This window comes from Parasedimentitalea nitratireducens (assembly GCF_057444295.1).
On sequence record NZ_JBYAXC010000002.1, the window covers coordinates 679300 to 694571 of the forward strand.

Here is a 15272-nt window from a genome sequence, read left to right on the forward strand (position 1 = left end):
ATCATGACACCGATCATCAAAGCCTTTTTTGACAACGCAACAAATACCATTTCATACGTTGTGCAGGACCCACAGGGCACAGCCTGCGCCATTGTCGACTCGGTGCTGGATTTTGATCACGCCTCGGGGCGTACCAATACAGCCTCCGCCGACACTGTTATCAGCTGGATCAAGGATCAGGGTCTATCGGTGGACTGGATCCTGGAAAGCCATGTACACGCCGATCACCTGTCAGCAGCCCCTTACTTGCAGGAACAGCTTGGCGGCAAAATCGGCATCGGTGCAAATATCACAGTTATCCAGGATACCTTTGGTAAGGTATTCAACGAAGGTACCGAGTTTCAGCGTGACGGCAGCCAGTTTGACGCCCTGTTTACCGAAGGCGACAGTTTCCACATCGGCCAAATGCGCGCCGAAGTGATGCAAACCCCCGGACACACCCCAGCCTGCCTGACCTATGTGGTTGGCGATGCGGCCTTTGTGGGCGACACGCTGTTCATGCCAGATTTTGGCACAGCGCGCTGTGACTTCCCGGGCGGTTCCTCCACCGACCTTTTTAATTCCATCCAGAAAATCCTGTCCTTGCCGGATGACACCCGCATTTTTGTTGGTCACGATTACAAGGCACCGGGCCGGGATGAGTTTGCCTGGGAAACCACCGTGGGCGAGCAAAAGGCGCTGAACGTGCATATCGGCCAGGGTCGCAGCATAGAAGAGTTCACCGGCATCCGCGACGCCCGCGATGCAACGCTGGGCATGCCCAAGCTGATCCTGCCCTCGCTGCAGGTCAATATGCGGGCTGGGCAGATGCCCGAACCCGATGAACAGGGCGACGTGTTCCTGAAACTGCCAATCAACAAGATCTAGCCTCCTCCTTTCATAGGGGGCCGCCCTTGCCGGGGCTAAACTGACAAGGAGTGTAATCATGGAAACGGATTGGTTATGGGGGCTAGCCGGCGGCGGCCTGATCGGATTGGGCGGCGCAGTCTATCTGCTGGGCAACGGCCGTATCATGGGCGCAAGTGGCATCTTGGGTGGATTGGTAGATGGCTCGCAACGCTCAACCGCCAGTGAACGCCTGCTTTTTCTGGCTGGGGTAGTATTGGTTCCTCTACTCCTGTCGCTCATGGCGCCTGCTGCTCCTGACACCCACATGACAAGCAATGTCGCGGTAATCATCATCGCTGGTCTGCTGGTCGGCATCGGCACGCGCATTGGCAGCGGATGCACCTCGGGGCACGGGGTCTGCGGCATCTCTCGTCTGTCGATACGCGGCATCGTAGCAACGATATTCTACATCCTGGCCGGGGCGGTGACCTTGTCGCTGTTTCGCCATGTCTGGGGGCTGATCTGATGCGCAACGTATTTTCACTGCTGGCCGGTGGCTTGTTCGGCGGCGGCCTGTACATCTCGGGCATGACCGACACCGCCAAGGTGCAGGGCTGGCTCGATGTGTTTGGCAGTTGGGATCCAACTCTGGCTTTTGTCATGGGCGGTGCCATCATCCCCATGTTCATCGCCTGGCGCTTTACCGAAGGCCGTGCCCCCATGGTCGGCGGCAGCTTCCCAAGCCAACCCGGTTCAAATCTGGATCATCGACTGATTATTGGCGCTATGATGTTTGGCATGGGTTGGGGGCTTGTTGGCCTGTGCCCTGGCCCTGCAATTGCCTCCATCACATATAATGGCTGGGCAGGTGTTTTGTTCATGGGAGCCATGTTGGCAGGTATGTTTATAGCTCCAAAATTCGGGACACAACTGGACCGACTGGCCTTAAAAGCGTAAGGAACCCCAATGGACCCACGTTGCATCACCCCCCGCTATTTCGTCTCGCCACAAATCTCAGCCGAGGATCTGCCAGCTTTGGTAGAGGCCGGCTTCAAGGCTGTCATTTGCAACCGCCCCAACGCCGAGGTGCCCCCGAACCTGCAATCAGACGCAATTCGCGCCGCATGCGAGGCCGCAGGGGTACGCTTTGAAGAACTGCCGTTGACCCATCAGACCATGACCGTTGACGTCGCAGCCAAACAGCGCGAACTGGCGGAAGACTGTGTCGGGCCTGTATTGGCGTATTGCGCATCAGGCACTCGTTGTTGTGTCGTTTGGGCCATTGGCCAGGCCGGAGAACTGTCGGCAGACGAAATTTTGCAAAAAGCTGCAACAGCAGGGTATCAGTTGGACAATTTGCGACCGACGCTAGAACATCTGGCCAGCGCATAGTCACCAACAGCAGGTGCTAAACAAAAAAGCTCCGAGTAATAACCGGAGCTTAGATGGTCTTAAGACTGCAGACTTGCGGCTCAACCAGCGTTCGGCAGACCATCCCCTAGCCCTGCCAGCTCTGAAATTTCCGCCATCGCATCATCAGGGTTAAACTCGCCCAGCTCGCCCATCGGGCTGGCCCCTAGCAACTCTGGCAATTCGCCACCGGCATCGCCCATCATTGCGCCGTCTGCCGCCATATCGCCCATACCAGGCATAGGCAGGTCACCCATTGGCAAGTCGCCCATTGGCAGATCTCCCATTGGCAAATCTCCCATAGGTGCTGCATCCAGACCGCCAACTGGGTCTTGCAGCCCCTCAGCAGCGATCCCAAGATCCATCGCCGGTGCTTGCTCCAGCAAACCCATGGGTTCTTCAGGGCTGCCGACAGAATTGAAGGCCAAACCGTCGACCTCTCCGCCAGCATCATTTGAGTGGCTTTCACTCAATCGAATGGCGCGCGCACCATTAATTTGCCCCAGCTTGCCGCTGGTAACATGCTGGCCGTTCACCGCGATCATGTCAGTTTCATAGAGGAAGGCCTGATCCAGGGCCAGCACATCCCCAATCTGCAAATTGGAAAATTCGTGTACTGGCACCTTCATCTTACACAGCACGGCATCCAGCTCGACCCGCATTGATCCCATGTTGCTACCAAGCGATGGCCCAAAGTCCAGCGATCCAGCCTGGCTATCTTCCCCTAGCTCTGCAGCTGTCGGCTCAGGCAAAATCAGGGTCATATTCCCCATCATCGCGCCACAGGACAGATCCAAAGACATTTCGATGACCCGATAGTCATCGGCTTCCAACCCTAACATAAGGCTGCGTACATCTTCGATTCGTGCGCCAAACCGGAAACCATCGAACAGGATCAGATCGCCCTGCCCCTCAAGCATCAAAACAACCTTGGCAAAGGCACGGTCAATGAACTCAGCAGTCATCGCAGCATCGGTCGATGTGTAGTTCCGCTCGGTCGGGGCCTTACCTACGACCTGGCCCATTGTTTGCTGCTGGATCAGCGCTGTCACCGTCGGCGCGTCAAGCGTAGCAGCACCGATGCGACCGTTTGGCCCGTCCAGCACAACAAGCAGTTTCTCGTCAGATAGATACCGCGTCAGATCTTCGGGAACGCAATTTAGTTGTCGCGCAGCAATAACTGCAACGGGAAGTTCACACAGATCAGCGGCCGCCCGCGCAAGCGATCGACGCAACGCCTTTAGGGTCACCGAGCTGGTCAGCCCACTGGTACCCTCACGCGCAACAGCGAGTTTACGGGCAAGAACACCCGTACCGCTATCCACCGCATCTGATGTAGTCGTCTCAGCCATAGATTCCCAATTTGCACCTTCTGCGCCCCATTAGGTATCTTTTAGACCGTTGTTGGTTACCATAGTCTTTATAAAGCTACATTCAGGCCGCGATTTTAGTCGTTAATGGCAAAGAAACCCGGAAAGCACCGCCAGACCGTCCAGCCATGCACCGCACATCGCCGCTCAGGCGCAGCATGATCTCGCGACAAATCGCCAAACCCAGCCCGGCTCCACCAGCCTTTTCCGGACTAACCCGCGAAAATTTCTCAAAAATAAGCTGTTGTGCTGCGGCCGGTATACCGCTGCCATTATCGATAAAATCAATGTGCAAACGCCCATGCTCTTTGGATACTTCGATGCTGATCTCGGGGTCTTCCGCATCACAATACTTTTGCGCATTGGCGATCAAGTTGATAAAAACCTGCGCCAACCGATCCAGATCTGACGAAATTCTTATATCCTCTCCCTGCAGCTGACGATGGACTCGCAGCGATTGCCCCGATCCCGCCAACGCCGTCGACACCGCATGATCCAGAACTTCCCCCAGGCTTCCAACTGTCATGTTCAGGCTCACCTGGCCGCTTTCCAAAACACTCAAATCTAGCAAATCGTCCAGCAGCCGGGTCAGCCTCAGAGCTTCGTCATGGATAATGCCGGCATACCGGCTGTGCTCCGCAGCGCTTTGCCCTTTGGTATCACGCAGAATTTCCGAGAAAGCCCGAATAGATGTCATTGGGGTGCGTAGCTCGTGGCTGACCTGGCTCAAGAACGCATCCTTTTGCTGCGAAATCAGGGTCAGTTTTTCGTTGGTTTCTCGCAGCTTCCGCGCTGTTCTGGATAATTCCGCCGATTGCATTTCCAGCTGGCTCGAATATTCCAGCATTTGCGCAGTCTCATCGGCCACGGCCAACAGATCTTCAACTGAAACCGACGATCCCCCCGCGATCTGCCCCACCATCGCATGTGCCGCAGCAGCCCCCACAGACCCGCTCAATTCACGTTCCAGTCGCTCCAGAAAGGCAGGGGTTGGCTCTGGCAGGTTCCCCCGGCTGCCCTGCCTAGACGCCTCGGATTGAAAAAACACCTGCGCCTCGTCGGCCCCCAGAATACGCTGCGACATGACCATCAGATCTTCACTCTGCGCCACCAGCCCGGTCCAGCCACGTGGACCCGCAGAATGGTCAAAGACATTGACAAACTGAGCACCCTGAAGCCGTTCCAGCGGGCTTGGGAACGTTGCCAAAGAAACCAAACAAAAAGCCACTGTATTCAACATCATAGACCACATGACCGCATGCACGATTGGATCGATGCCTTCGATCCCGAATAGTGCCTGAGGACGCAGCCAAGACAGCCCGAACAGCCCGTTCATAAGCACAGTATCCGGCAACAGCCCCCCACCCAAGGCAGGCAACAACATGGTGTACAGCCACAGCACAAACCCCACCGTCAGCCCTGCCAACGCGCCTGACCGTGTCGCCCCCCGCCAGAACAAGCCACCAACCAGAGCGGGTAAGATCTGCGCGATCCCGGCAAAAGAAATCAATCCGATCGAGGCCAGTGCCGCCCCTTGCCCCGACAACCGATAATAGAAATAGCCAAGTGCCATGATCACCGCGATGGAAACACGACGTGACAACAGAACCACATTGCGCACATCCCCGGAAACAGAGGCTCCCGCGCCCTGAGAACGCAACCAAATGGGCATCACAATATGGTTCGAAACCATGGTCGACAGCGCCATCGCGGCCACGATAACCATCGATGTCGCCGAAGAAAAACCGCCAAGAAAGGAAAACATCGCCAGCCCGTCTCGCCCTTGGCTTAGCGGTAACGTCAAAACGAACAAATCGGGGTTGGATCCCGTCGGCAGCAGCTCTAACCCAATGGCCGCAATCGGCACCACAAAAAGGCTCATCAGCATCAAGTACAAAGGAAAGGCCCAGGCAGCAGTGCGCAGATGGCGTTCATCTTCGTTTTCAACCACCATCACCTGGAACATCCTGGGAAGACAGACAAAAGCTGCAGCTGCCAAAAAGGTGATAGTTGCCCAACGGCCCCCGTTCACCTCCCAGTGGCCAATCTTGGAGGCATCAATGCGCGCCATGGTTTCCGACACACCATCGGACAGCCCCCAGACCACAAATATGCCAACCGCAAGCAGCGCCAACAGTTTCACCACCGCCTCAAGTGCAACCGCTGTCACCACCCCATGATGACGTTCGTTGGCATTCAGGTTGCGCGTGCCGAACAAAATCGCAAACACAGCCAAGCCAGCAGCGATCCAGAAAACAGTGGTATCTTCATTCAACTGACGTGATGGATCTGCCTCAGCAAAGGTTGAAAAAGACAGTGTAATTGATTGTAACTGCAGGGCAATATACGGTGTCACGCCGATCACAGCCAAGATGGTAACGCAAATGGCCAGCGTATTGGATTTGCCATAGCGTGCAGAAATCAGGTCGGCGATTGACGTCACGCGCTGGCTGCGCCCAACACGCACCAGTTTGCGCAAGCCCCACCACCAGCCAATCATCACCAGCGTTGGCCCGAGATAAATGGTAATGAACTCCAACCCGGACCGCGCGGCGTAGCCAACCGCGCCATAAAACGTCCAGGCCGTGCAGTAGATCGACAGCGAAAGCGTGTAGATCATCGGCGATTGCAGCCATCCCGCTCGATGGCCTCGCGTGGCCTTGCGATCCGCCACAAAGGCCACGATGAACAGCAAGACGACATAGGCCAGGCACACCAGAACCAGCACATTCAACGAGGCCATTAATTGCTCTCCTCGTCCGGCCCATCGCTGCCATCGGTCCAGTCCTCGGCCCAGCGTTGCACCGCAAATGAAAAACCAAAGCTGGCTAGAATCAACAACATCCAGACAACAAACATATAGGTGATCGCCTCGGACATGGGCATACCTGCAGTCGTGTCAGGGGCTGGATATGGGTCGGGATTTGGCCACAACAGCGGCACAAGAAACAGCAAGCCGCCCAGTAGCGGCAGCAAACGTGCAAGATCTCTCAGCCGACGGCGACGATAGGTTTCGCGCTCGACAAAAAGCGCTGATGTTTGCCTGCCGCCGTCGTCGCTGCTCATTCCTGATTGGCCTGTGCGTGCAAGTCCCGCACTGCCGCCAGAACTTCGGTGTTGGAAAACGGCTTGGTCATGAACCGGCTCACACCAGCTTTTTCCGCCATCTCGCGATCCTTGGCCTGCCCCCGCGCGGTCAGCATCAACACCGGCAGGTTACGCATCCCCTCTTGGTCACGCAGATCCTTGATAATCTCCATGCCGCTTTTGCCCGGCAACATCAGGTCGAGAATAACCAGATCCGGATTCGCCGCCTTGATGACTTCTAAGGCATCACTGCCGTCAGAGTGAGAATCAACTGTCCAACCATCACGCGTCAGCAGAAACCGGATGGCCTCGGTGATATTCGGCTCATCCTCAACTAATACTACATGCCTGCCCATTCGCTGACATACCTCCCCCAACGTTGTCTCCCGGTCCAAGTGAACCCAACGCACATCCCCAAATTTCAGGCAGATTAGACCTGCGTTTGGGGAACTGTCAAAACTCTTCGTCCAAAATCGACGGTTCACGACGCGCTATACAGTCTTTACTTGAACAGACCCGACAGCTTGCCCCCACCTTCAAAGCATCGTCGCTGTTATCAGATTTCGGCAATATCAACATAACCGCATTATACATCGGATCGTGATCAAAATCGGGCAGTGATTTGGGCCAGGCCACAGCCAGACACTCAAACCCAGCTGTATTTCGACCATGCTGAACCACCTGCCGACGCAATGGCACCTGCGGTCGGCTTAGGGCCGTATACAGTGGCCACAACGGACAAGATGCGCCGAACCGGGGCAATGCAAATCCTGCAATTGGCTTGCGAAACAGAATAGAGCCCGAGGCATCACACAAAACCAATCCGGACGGACGCCCCAAGATTTTTTCCGGCAAAGCCGCCAACCGCCGCAAAACCTGTGGCACGCCACAGCCAAACGTCTTTGCCAATTGTGCAGGATCAATTCCGCCACTAACTTCCTGTGCAATCTCATCCAGCGGCAATTTCATGGCATCCTGCCGGTATTGCTCCAGAGCTCCCTTGGCGATGGAACGCGCCGCGTCACTCATCAATTCCGGGGCATTCGACACCAGTTCAGTTGGCAGCGCCGCGCCCTGTTCGATCTCGGCAAAATGGTAGTCATGCGCGGTAAAAAACGCCTCTACCTCTTCTTGCGGCACACCGCGACGGGTTTCGGGCGTGTTGCTGTCATCCAGAAAGCTCACCAGTGATTTGCTGCTTTCAGCCAGCCGACGAGAATCCTCGTTCAGGTTCTGGTGGAAGCGATCACGCCACTCGGGCTCCAACTCTCCTGTTTCGGCCAGAATGGAGGCGGTTGATCTGATTGCCGCAGCCGTCGACAAAACCTCATGCAGAGAATCCGCCAAATGTGGGTCATGGGTCAAACGATCCGACAACACTTGAACCGTCCGTTCCAATGTGGCCACCCGACGATGCTCTCCAGCCAACACCTCGGCCCAACCCGGAAAACGTCCGGCAAATTCGTCTGCGTGATCCAACTCAGCCACTGGTTTACCTGCATCGGCCGCAGCCTCCCGCAGGGTGGCAATCAAGGCAACTTCAGCCCCCTCGGTCAGCATAGATGGCTCTACGCCCAAAGCCCTGGCAATATCTACCAAGAGTTTGCCGCCGATTCTGCGGCGATTGTGCTCGATCAAGTTCAAGTAAGACGCCGAAATCTCAACCTGGCGCGCCAATGCGGCCTGACGCACTTCCAGAAACTGCCTGCGCTCACGGATCCGGGTCCCTGTCAGTGTGTCACGCCCCATCGCCCAGACCTTTCATTTCCTTAACAATTCATACATTTTCTGCACCGCAATATAAAAAAATTTACAAACACCGCGCCACTTTGTGCATTTATTTACAGAATTATCTAGAAAAACAAGGCAATTATTGCGCAATTTTACAACCCGCCCGCATACTGATTTTGCACAATTGTGCTTGCGCATCGCAGAAGTAGAGGAGCTGCGACGCGTCAATCATATAAGGGAGGATTATATGTCCAATTCGAATTTCACGCGTCGTGGTATGCTGAAAACCAGCGCCATTGCAGGTGCAGGCGTTGCAATGCCGACAATCTTTACCGCGTCATCTGTTGCGGCTTACACCAATGAACCCACGGGCGGATCTGTCACTCTGGGCTTCAACGTCCCACAGACCGGCCCCTATGCTGACGAGGGTGCGGATGAGCTGCGCGCTTATCAGCTTGCAGTCGAGCACCTGAACGGTGAAGGCGACGGCGGCATGATGAACACCTTCAGCTCCAAAGAGCTGCAGGGCAACGGCATCTTGGGCAAAAAGGTTGAGTTCGTCACAGGCGATACCCAAACCAAATCTGACGCTGCCCGCGCATCGGCCAAGTCGATGATCGAAAAAGACGGTGCCGTGATGATCACTGGTGGCTCATCTTCAGGTGTTGCGATTGCTGTTCAGGGCCTGTGTCAGGAAGCTGGCGTTATCTTTATGGCTGGTCTGACCCACTCGAACGACACAACCGGTAAAGACAAGAAAGCCAACGGCTTCCGTCATTTCTTTAACGGTTACATGTCGGGCGCGGCTCTGGCTCCAGTGCTGAAGAACCTGTATGGCACCGACCGGAATGCCTACCACCTGACTGCTGACTACACTTGGGGTTGGACCCAGGAAGAGTCGATTGCAGCCGCAACCGAAGCTCTGGGCTGGAACACAGTCAATAAGGTGCGCACACCGCTCGCCTCGACTGACTTCTCGTCCTATATCGCCCCAGTTCTGAACTCGGGTGCTGACGTTCTGGTTCTGAACCACTACGGCGGCAACATGGTGAACTCGCTGACCAACGCGGTTCAGTTCGGCCTGCGCGAGAAAGTCGTCAACGGCAAGAACTTCGAAATCGTTGTTCCGCTGTATTCGCGCCTGATGGCCAAGGGTGCCGGTGCCAACGTTAAGGGCATCCACGGTTCCACCAACTGGCACTGGTCGCTGCAGGACGATGCGTCCAAAGCATTCGTTAAATCCTTCGGCACCAAATACGGCTTCCCACCTTCACAGGCGGCCCACACCGTATACTGCCAGACCCTGCTGTATGCTGACGCTGCAACACGCGCGGGCACTTTCAACCCATGTGGCATTGCCGAAGCTTTGGAAGACTTTGAGTTTGATGGTCTGGGCAACGGTAAAACACTGTACCGTGCCGGCGATCACCAGTGCTTCAAGGACGTGTTGGTTGTGCGTGGTAAAGAAAACCCAACATCCGAGTTCGACCTTCTCGAAGTTGTCGAAGTTACTCCGGCGGCACAGGTTACTTACCCTGTTGACCACCCCATGTTCGCTGGCGGTGCCCTGGGCACTTGTAACGCGGGCTAAGGCTTTGGCCTTGTCGGGCGCGCAACTGCTGCGCCCGACCTCCCCAATTGGCCGCCGCTTTGATCAGACAGTTCAGATCTGACAACCAAATGGCCGCCAATCGCACATAAAATAGACTAACCAACCCAAAGGTGGGGGCTATGGACGCAATCCTATTGCAAATCTTAAACGGGCTCGACAAAGGCTCGGCCTATGCGCTGATCGCGCTGGGACTGACACTCATTTTTGGCACGCTTGGCGTGGTGAACTTTGCCCATGGGGCCCTGTTCATGATCGGTGCTTTTTGCGCCGTCACCCTACAACGTCTCCTCAATCTCAGCTTTGAAACGATTGACGAAACACAGACCGACTTTCTCGGCAATGCACTGAAAGTCAAAACCCCTTATGTTGAAGCCTGGTTTGGCCCCCAGATGGGCGGTGCAATCATCGACTGGGCGGTGCCACTGGCAATCCTGTTCGCCATCCCGATCATGATTTTTGTCGGCTACGCAATGGAACGCGGGCTGATCAAGCACTTCTACAAACGCCCCCACGCGGATCAGATTCTGGTCACTTTTGGTCTGGCCATCGTGCTGCAGGAAGTGATCAAATATTTCTACGGCGCCAACCCCATTCAAACCCCCGCCCCCGAGGCGCTGAGCGGTATTATGAATGTCGGGGCCATCATAGGCATGGATATCGTCTATCCGGTCTGGCGCGTTGTCTACTTCTGCTTCTCATTGCTCATCATCGGCGGCATCTTCTCGTTCCTGCAATTCACCACCTTTGGTATGGTTGTGCGCGCTGGCATGGCAGATCGTGAAACCGTTGGCCTGCTGGGTATCAACATCGACAAACGCTTTACCATCATGTTTGGCATTGCCGCCGCTGTCGCGGGTCTGGCTGGCGTTATGTATACCCCGATCAACTCACCCAACTATCACATGGGCATGGACTTTCTGGTTCTCAGCTTTGTTGTGGTGGTTGTTGGTGGCATGGGCAGCCTACCGGGCGCGGTGCTGGCTGGGTTCCTGTTGGGTATCCTGGAAAGCTTTGCTTCGATGAACGAGATCAAATCTCTCATCCCAGGCATCGACCAAATCATCATCTATGTGGTGGCAATTATCATTCTGCTCACGCGCCCCCGGGGCCTTATGGGCCGCAAAGGCGTGATGGAGGATTAAGAACATGTTCGGAATGAACAAAAACGACACAACCATGCTGCTACTGGTCGCTGCATTGACCATGCTTGCACCCTTTATCCTGAACCCTTTCCCGACTGATAGCGGCTTGGCTCAATTCAACGCCGGCTATCCGGACCTGATGCAGCGGTTTGTGATCTTTGGCATCTTTGCAATCGGTTTCAACATTCTATTCGGCCTCACCGGCTACCTCAGCTTTGGTCACGCGGCCTTTCTGGGTGTGGGGTCCTACTCGGCGGTTTGGATGTTCAAGCTGCTTGCGATGAACGTGATCCCGGCAATTTTGCTTTCGGTGGCTATGGCTGGCGTGTTCGCCTTGCTAATCGGCTATGTCTCGCTCAGACGCTCGGGTATCTACTTTTCGATCCTGACGCTGGCCTTTGCGCAGATGTCATTCAACCTAGCCTATTCAGTGCTGACCCCAATCACCAACGGTGAAACAGGTCTGCAGCTGACCCTGAACGACCCACGTGTTTTGGGTGTATCGCAAACAGCTGACGGCTCGATCCCGGTCACCAACCTGTTTGGATTGGAAATGCGCTCGACATTCGAGATGGCAGTTGGCCCCTGGGCCTTCCAGTTCAATGTCGGCTACTACCTGTGCGCGCTGATCATGCTGGCAGTGTTCTACCTGTCGATCCGCATCTTCCGCTCCCCTTTTGGGTTGATGTTGAAAGCTGTCAAATCAAACCAACAGCGGATGAACTACACTGGCTTGAACACCCGCCCCTACACTCTGGCTGCCTTTGTCATCTCTGGCATGTACGCTGGTTTGGCTGGTGGTCTGCTGGCCTCGATGGATCCCCTGGCTGGTGCCGAGCGTATGCAGTGGACCGCATCGGGCGAAGTTGTTCTTATGACCATCCTCGGCGGTGCAGGCACTTTGATTGGTCCGGTACTGGGCGCGGGATTCATCAAATACTTCGAAAACATCTTCTCCAAGATCAACGAAACGGTTTTGCACAGCTGGTTCAGCGCCATGCCCGATGCGTTAGAGGATATTCTAGTGACGTTGGTCTACCCCTTTGTCGGCAAAGGCTGGCATATGACACTTGGCATCCTGTTTGTCCTGGTGGTGGTATTCCTCCCCGGTGGTCTGGTTGAAGGTGGCCAACGAGTATCCAGCTGGCTGCGTAACAAAAAGGCGGGCAAGAATACGCCCTCCAGCACAACCGAACCTGCGGAATAAGGAGACACAAGATGGGAATTCTTGAAGTCAAAGGCGTCAACAAACGGTTCGGTGGATTGCAGGCCTTAGGGGATGTGAACCTCAGCGTCAAAGAAAACTCGGTCCACGCCATCATCGGCCCAAACGGTGCGGGCAAATCAACCTTGCTGAATGTGTTGGTGGGCAAGCTGATCCCGGACACCGGGTCGGTGATGTTCGATGGCAAATCAGTGCTGGGCCGCGCCCCGTATGAGATCAATCAAATGGGCATCAGCCGCGTTTTCCAGACACCCGAGATCTTTGGTGATCTGTCGGTGATGGAAAACATGATGATCCCCTGCTTTGCCAAACGGGATGGCGCATTTGAAATGAATGCCATTTCCTCGGTTCTTAGCCAGAAGGATGTGATCGAAAAAGCCGAGCACATGCTGGTCGACATGAACATGGCCGACAAGCGGCACATGAACGCCGCCTCGCTGTCGCGAGGTGACAAACGTCGCCTGGAAATCGGCATGTGCCTGTCACAAGAGCCGCGTCTGTTGCTGTTGGACGAACCCACCGCCGGCATGGCGCGGGCTGACACCAACAACACCATCGACCTGCTAAAGCAGATCAACGAAGAGCGTGACATCACTATCGCCATCATCGAACACGACATGCACGTAGTGTTCTCGCTGGCCGACCGGATCACAGTGCTGGCTCAGGGCACTCCGCTGGTCGAAGATGATCCGCAAAATATCAAAGGCAACCCCAAGGTGCGCGAAGCGTATCTGGGCGAGTCGGCGTAAGGAGAAACCACCATGAACGTCAAACCCGATTTCTCCAAAGGCGCCAATCAGGCGGCCACCGCCCCGGCCTTTCTGTCGGTCTGGGACATGCATGCCTATTATGGCGAAAGCTATATCGTGCAGGGCATTTCCTTTAACGTGCACGAGGGCGAAATCCTCGCCCTGCTGGGCCGAAACGGTGCTGGAAAAACCTCAACCCTTCGTGCCATTGCCCGACTTGACGATCCTCAGCTTAACAAAGGTGAAGTCTGGCTGGACCACAAGCCATTGCACAACATGGCGGCACATGAGGCCTCGGCGGCCGGTTTGGCACTGGTGCCCGAAGACCGCCGTATCATCGCCGGCCTAACGGTCGAGGAAAACCTGCAACTGGCGCAAATCGCTCCGCCCATCGGCTGGTCTCTAGAGCGCCTGTACGAGCTGTTCCCGCGGCTGGGTGAGCGCCGCAAGCAAGAAGGCGTCACCCTGTCAGGAGGAGAGCAGCAAATGCTGGCCATCGCCCGCGCCCTTGCCCGCGACATCAAGGTGCTGCTGCTGGACGAGCCATACGAAGGTCTGGCGCCGGTCATCGTAGACGAGATTGAAAAAACACTTATCCACATCAAGGAACAAGGCATCACTACGGTCATCGTCGAGCAGAACGCGGTGAGAGCGCTGGAACTGGCTGACAGAGCAGTCATTCTGGATACCGGAGGCATCGTCTTTGACGGCGGTGCCTCGGAGGTGCTTGAAAACGAAGAACTGCGCGCCGAATACCTGGCGATCTGACGAACTATCCCTGTCGCATTGGCCACCGCCAATGTAGACACACTCTAGGCCGGTTCCTTTGGGACCGGCCTTTTTTGCATCCCGCAGGCATAAACCCAGGTCTAGCCCCAGCCAAACAGGACCTTATTGCTATTTAAGACCGCCCCAGAAACCGCGAATTCAACCGCAACCAAGACGCTGAACCTCCAGCTGCGGCATATTTCAATTTCGAAGGACAAGCATGATGCAACACGTAAAAGTCTGGGATCCTATTGTACGGGTCTTCCATTGGTCCCTGGCCGTCGCATTTTTGGCCAACGCCTTTCTGGTCAGCGATGACTCTCCCATGCACCAGTGGATCGGCTATGGCATCGTTGGCCTGGTACTGGCCAGACTGATCTGGGGATTTGTCGGCACCCGCTATGCTCGGTTCTCCAGCTTCGCCCCCAGCCTATCCGGCGCAACCGAGCAAGTGGCCGACATTGTCAAAAACCGCAAGACCATCCACCGCGGCCACACCCCATTGGGCGCATTGATGATCTATAACATGCTGGCTGCGCTCTTACTGATCGGCCTGCCCGGCATCGCCCTAACCACACCTCTGTTTGGCAGCCTCGACTGGATCGAAGACCTGCATGAATTCTGCGTCATCTGGACCGAGATTTCAGTTCTGGCACACATTGCTGCCGTCATTTTCGAAAGCAACCGCACCAAGGTGAATCTGCCACGCGCTATGGTTACCGGCACCAAGAGCATCCCCGCCGAATAATCTGGCTATCCTACCCGCAACGACCTCAAATTTAGGGAATACGGGCGAACAAGGCCAACTCTGCTAGAGTTGGCCTTGTCCTTTGCTTATCCTGAACCTCTAGAAACCTTTGCGATCGGACTAAAACTCGTCTCTCGCATTCACCCAACCCAAACTGGAGAGAGTGGGGTCAGATGTGATTGTGTGTTTCTATCAATGTATTGCTTGAATTTGTTCGATCCTGCATTTGCGCATTGCTGGTGCGCCAAGCAGCCCGTGCCCGCAAACGAATAGCAATTGCTATTATTCCCAGACAAATCCAGAAGACCTGGATCAACATTGAACCCAGATTAAAGTTTTGCACCAAGCTGATCAAAATGAGGCATGCGCCGCAGATATTGATCAGGAAAAATGCTATCCCTTGGCTGTCGATGACACGAAAGGTCACCAAGGTGTAATTGGACAGGTAAAAAATAAAACCAACGACACCACAGCCGGTAGAAACCTGTGCTGGCAGAGACGCAAAAACGTCATAGAAATTTTCAACAATCATTTTGGACAGGCCTTAGAAAGAGGTTACTCGTTAACCACGTCGGCAACCTAGAAAGCCTTACTATGTCGAC

At 55.3% G+C, this 15272-nt stretch carries 16 protein-coding genes; 10 read left to right on the forward strand and 6 right to left on the reverse strand.

Annotation, left to right across the window (positions count from 1 at the left end):
• Nucleotides 1-3 precede the first annotated feature (3 nt).
• From AC2T28_RS08985 to AC2T28_RS09000, 4 genes are read left to right on the forward strand one after another with little or no spacing between them, the layout of a single operon-like run.
• Nucleotides 4-867: an MBL fold metallo-hydrolase gene (locus AC2T28_RS08985; protein ID WP_486748635.1), complete on the forward strand. Its 864-nt coding sequence runs from the start codon at nucleotides 4-6 to the stop codon at nucleotides 865-867.
• Between the two features lie 58 nt (nucleotides 868-925).
• Nucleotides 926-1354: a YeeE/YedE family protein gene (locus AC2T28_RS08990; protein WP_486748636.1), complete on the forward strand. Its 429-nt coding sequence runs from the start codon at nucleotides 926-928 to the stop codon at nucleotides 1352-1354.
• Nucleotides 1354-1785, forward strand: coding sequence for a DUF6691 family protein (locus AC2T28_RS08995; RefSeq protein WP_486748637.1), 432 nt, complete (start codon nucleotides 1354-1356; stop codon nucleotides 1783-1785). The genes AC2T28_RS08990 and AC2T28_RS08995 overlap by 1 nt, the downstream gene beginning before the upstream one ends.
• Nucleotides 1786-1794: 9 nt before the next feature.
• Nucleotides 1795-2220, forward strand: a complete 426-nt coding sequence (locus AC2T28_RS09000) for a protein tyrosine phosphatase family protein (protein ID WP_486748638.1) — start codon at nucleotides 1795-1797, stop codon at nucleotides 2218-2220.
• 80 nt (nucleotides 2221-2300) lie between these two features.
• Here the strand turns inward: AC2T28_RS09000 and AC2T28_RS09005 are convergent, their stop codons facing one another.
• The 5 genes from AC2T28_RS09005 to AC2T28_RS09025 form a co-directional block, all read right to left on the reverse strand.
• Nucleotides 2301-3590 carry a FliM/FliN family flagellar motor switch protein gene (locus AC2T28_RS09005; protein ID WP_486748639.1) on the reverse strand — a complete coding sequence of 430 codons (1290 nt, stop codon included), beginning with the start codon at nucleotides 3588-3590 and terminating at the stop codon, nucleotides 2301-2303.
• Between the two features lie 82 nt (nucleotides 3591-3672).
• Nucleotides 3673-6351, reverse strand: a complete 2679-nt coding sequence (locus AC2T28_RS09010; protein WP_486748640.1) for an ATP-binding protein — start codon at nucleotides 6349-6351, stop codon at nucleotides 3673-3675.
• A complete protein-coding gene (locus AC2T28_RS09015; RefSeq protein ID WP_486748641.1) occupies nucleotides 6351-6674 on the reverse strand; it encodes a hypothetical protein in 324 nt (107 codons plus the stop codon). The genes AC2T28_RS09010 and AC2T28_RS09015 overlap by 1 nt, the downstream gene beginning before the upstream one ends.
• Nucleotides 6671-7051: a response regulator transcription factor gene (locus AC2T28_RS09020; RefSeq protein WP_486748642.1), complete on the reverse strand. Its 381-nt coding sequence runs from the start codon at nucleotides 7049-7051 to the stop codon at nucleotides 6671-6673. Before AC2T28_RS09020 ends, AC2T28_RS09015 begins: the two co-directional genes overlap by 4 nt.
• Before the next feature lie 97 nt (nucleotides 7052-7148).
• Entirely contained in the window at nucleotides 7149-8444 is a 1296-nt protein-coding gene (locus AC2T28_RS09025; RefSeq protein ID WP_486748643.1) for a short-chain fatty acyl-CoA regulator family protein, read from the reverse strand.
• 229 nt (nucleotides 8445-8673) lie between these two features.
• Between AC2T28_RS09025 and AC2T28_RS09030 the strand changes: the two genes are divergently transcribed.
• From AC2T28_RS09030 to AC2T28_RS09055, 6 genes are all read left to right on the forward strand, one after another.
• On the forward strand, nucleotides 8674-10017 hold the full coding sequence (locus AC2T28_RS09030) for a substrate-binding protein (RefSeq protein WP_486748644.1): 1344 nt from the start codon (nucleotides 8674-8676) through the stop codon (nucleotides 10015-10017).
• Nucleotides 10018-10157: 140 nt separating this feature from the next.
• The gene (locus tag AC2T28_RS09035) at nucleotides 10158-11180 is read left to right on the forward strand and encodes a branched-chain amino acid ABC transporter permease (RefSeq protein WP_486748645.1); all 1023 of its coding nucleotides are present in this window, start codon (nucleotides 10158-10160) and stop codon (nucleotides 11178-11180) included.
• A 4-nt stretch (nucleotides 11181-11184) separates the two neighbouring features.
• On the forward strand, nucleotides 11185-12387 hold the full coding sequence (locus tag AC2T28_RS09040; RefSeq protein WP_486748646.1) for a branched-chain amino acid ABC transporter permease: 1203 nt from the start codon (nucleotides 11185-11187) through the stop codon (nucleotides 12385-12387).
• 11 nt (nucleotides 12388-12398) lie between these two features.
• Nucleotides 12399-13154, forward strand: coding sequence for an ABC transporter ATP-binding protein (locus AC2T28_RS09045; RefSeq protein WP_486748647.1), 756 nt, complete (start codon nucleotides 12399-12401; stop codon nucleotides 13152-13154).
• A 12-nt stretch (nucleotides 13155-13166) separates the two neighbouring features.
• Nucleotides 13167-13922 (forward strand): ABC transporter ATP-binding protein, encoded by a 756-nt coding sequence (locus AC2T28_RS09050; protein WP_486748648.1) that lies wholly within the window; start codon nucleotides 13167-13169, stop codon nucleotides 13920-13922.
• A 223-nt stretch (nucleotides 13923-14145) separates the two neighbouring features.
• Nucleotides 14146-14670, forward strand: a complete 525-nt coding sequence (locus AC2T28_RS09055) for a cytochrome b/b6 domain-containing protein (protein ID WP_486748649.1) — start codon at nucleotides 14146-14148, stop codon at nucleotides 14668-14670.
• A gap of 169 nt (nucleotides 14671-14839) precedes the next feature.
• Here AC2T28_RS09055 and AC2T28_RS09060 read toward each other — a convergent pair whose 3' ends face one another.
• The gene (locus AC2T28_RS09060) at nucleotides 14840-15202 is read right to left on the reverse strand and encodes a CBU_0592 family membrane protein (RefSeq protein WP_486748650.1); all 363 of its coding nucleotides are present in this window, start codon (nucleotides 15200-15202) and stop codon (nucleotides 14840-14842) included.
• Nucleotides 15203-15272 lie beyond the last annotated feature (70 nt).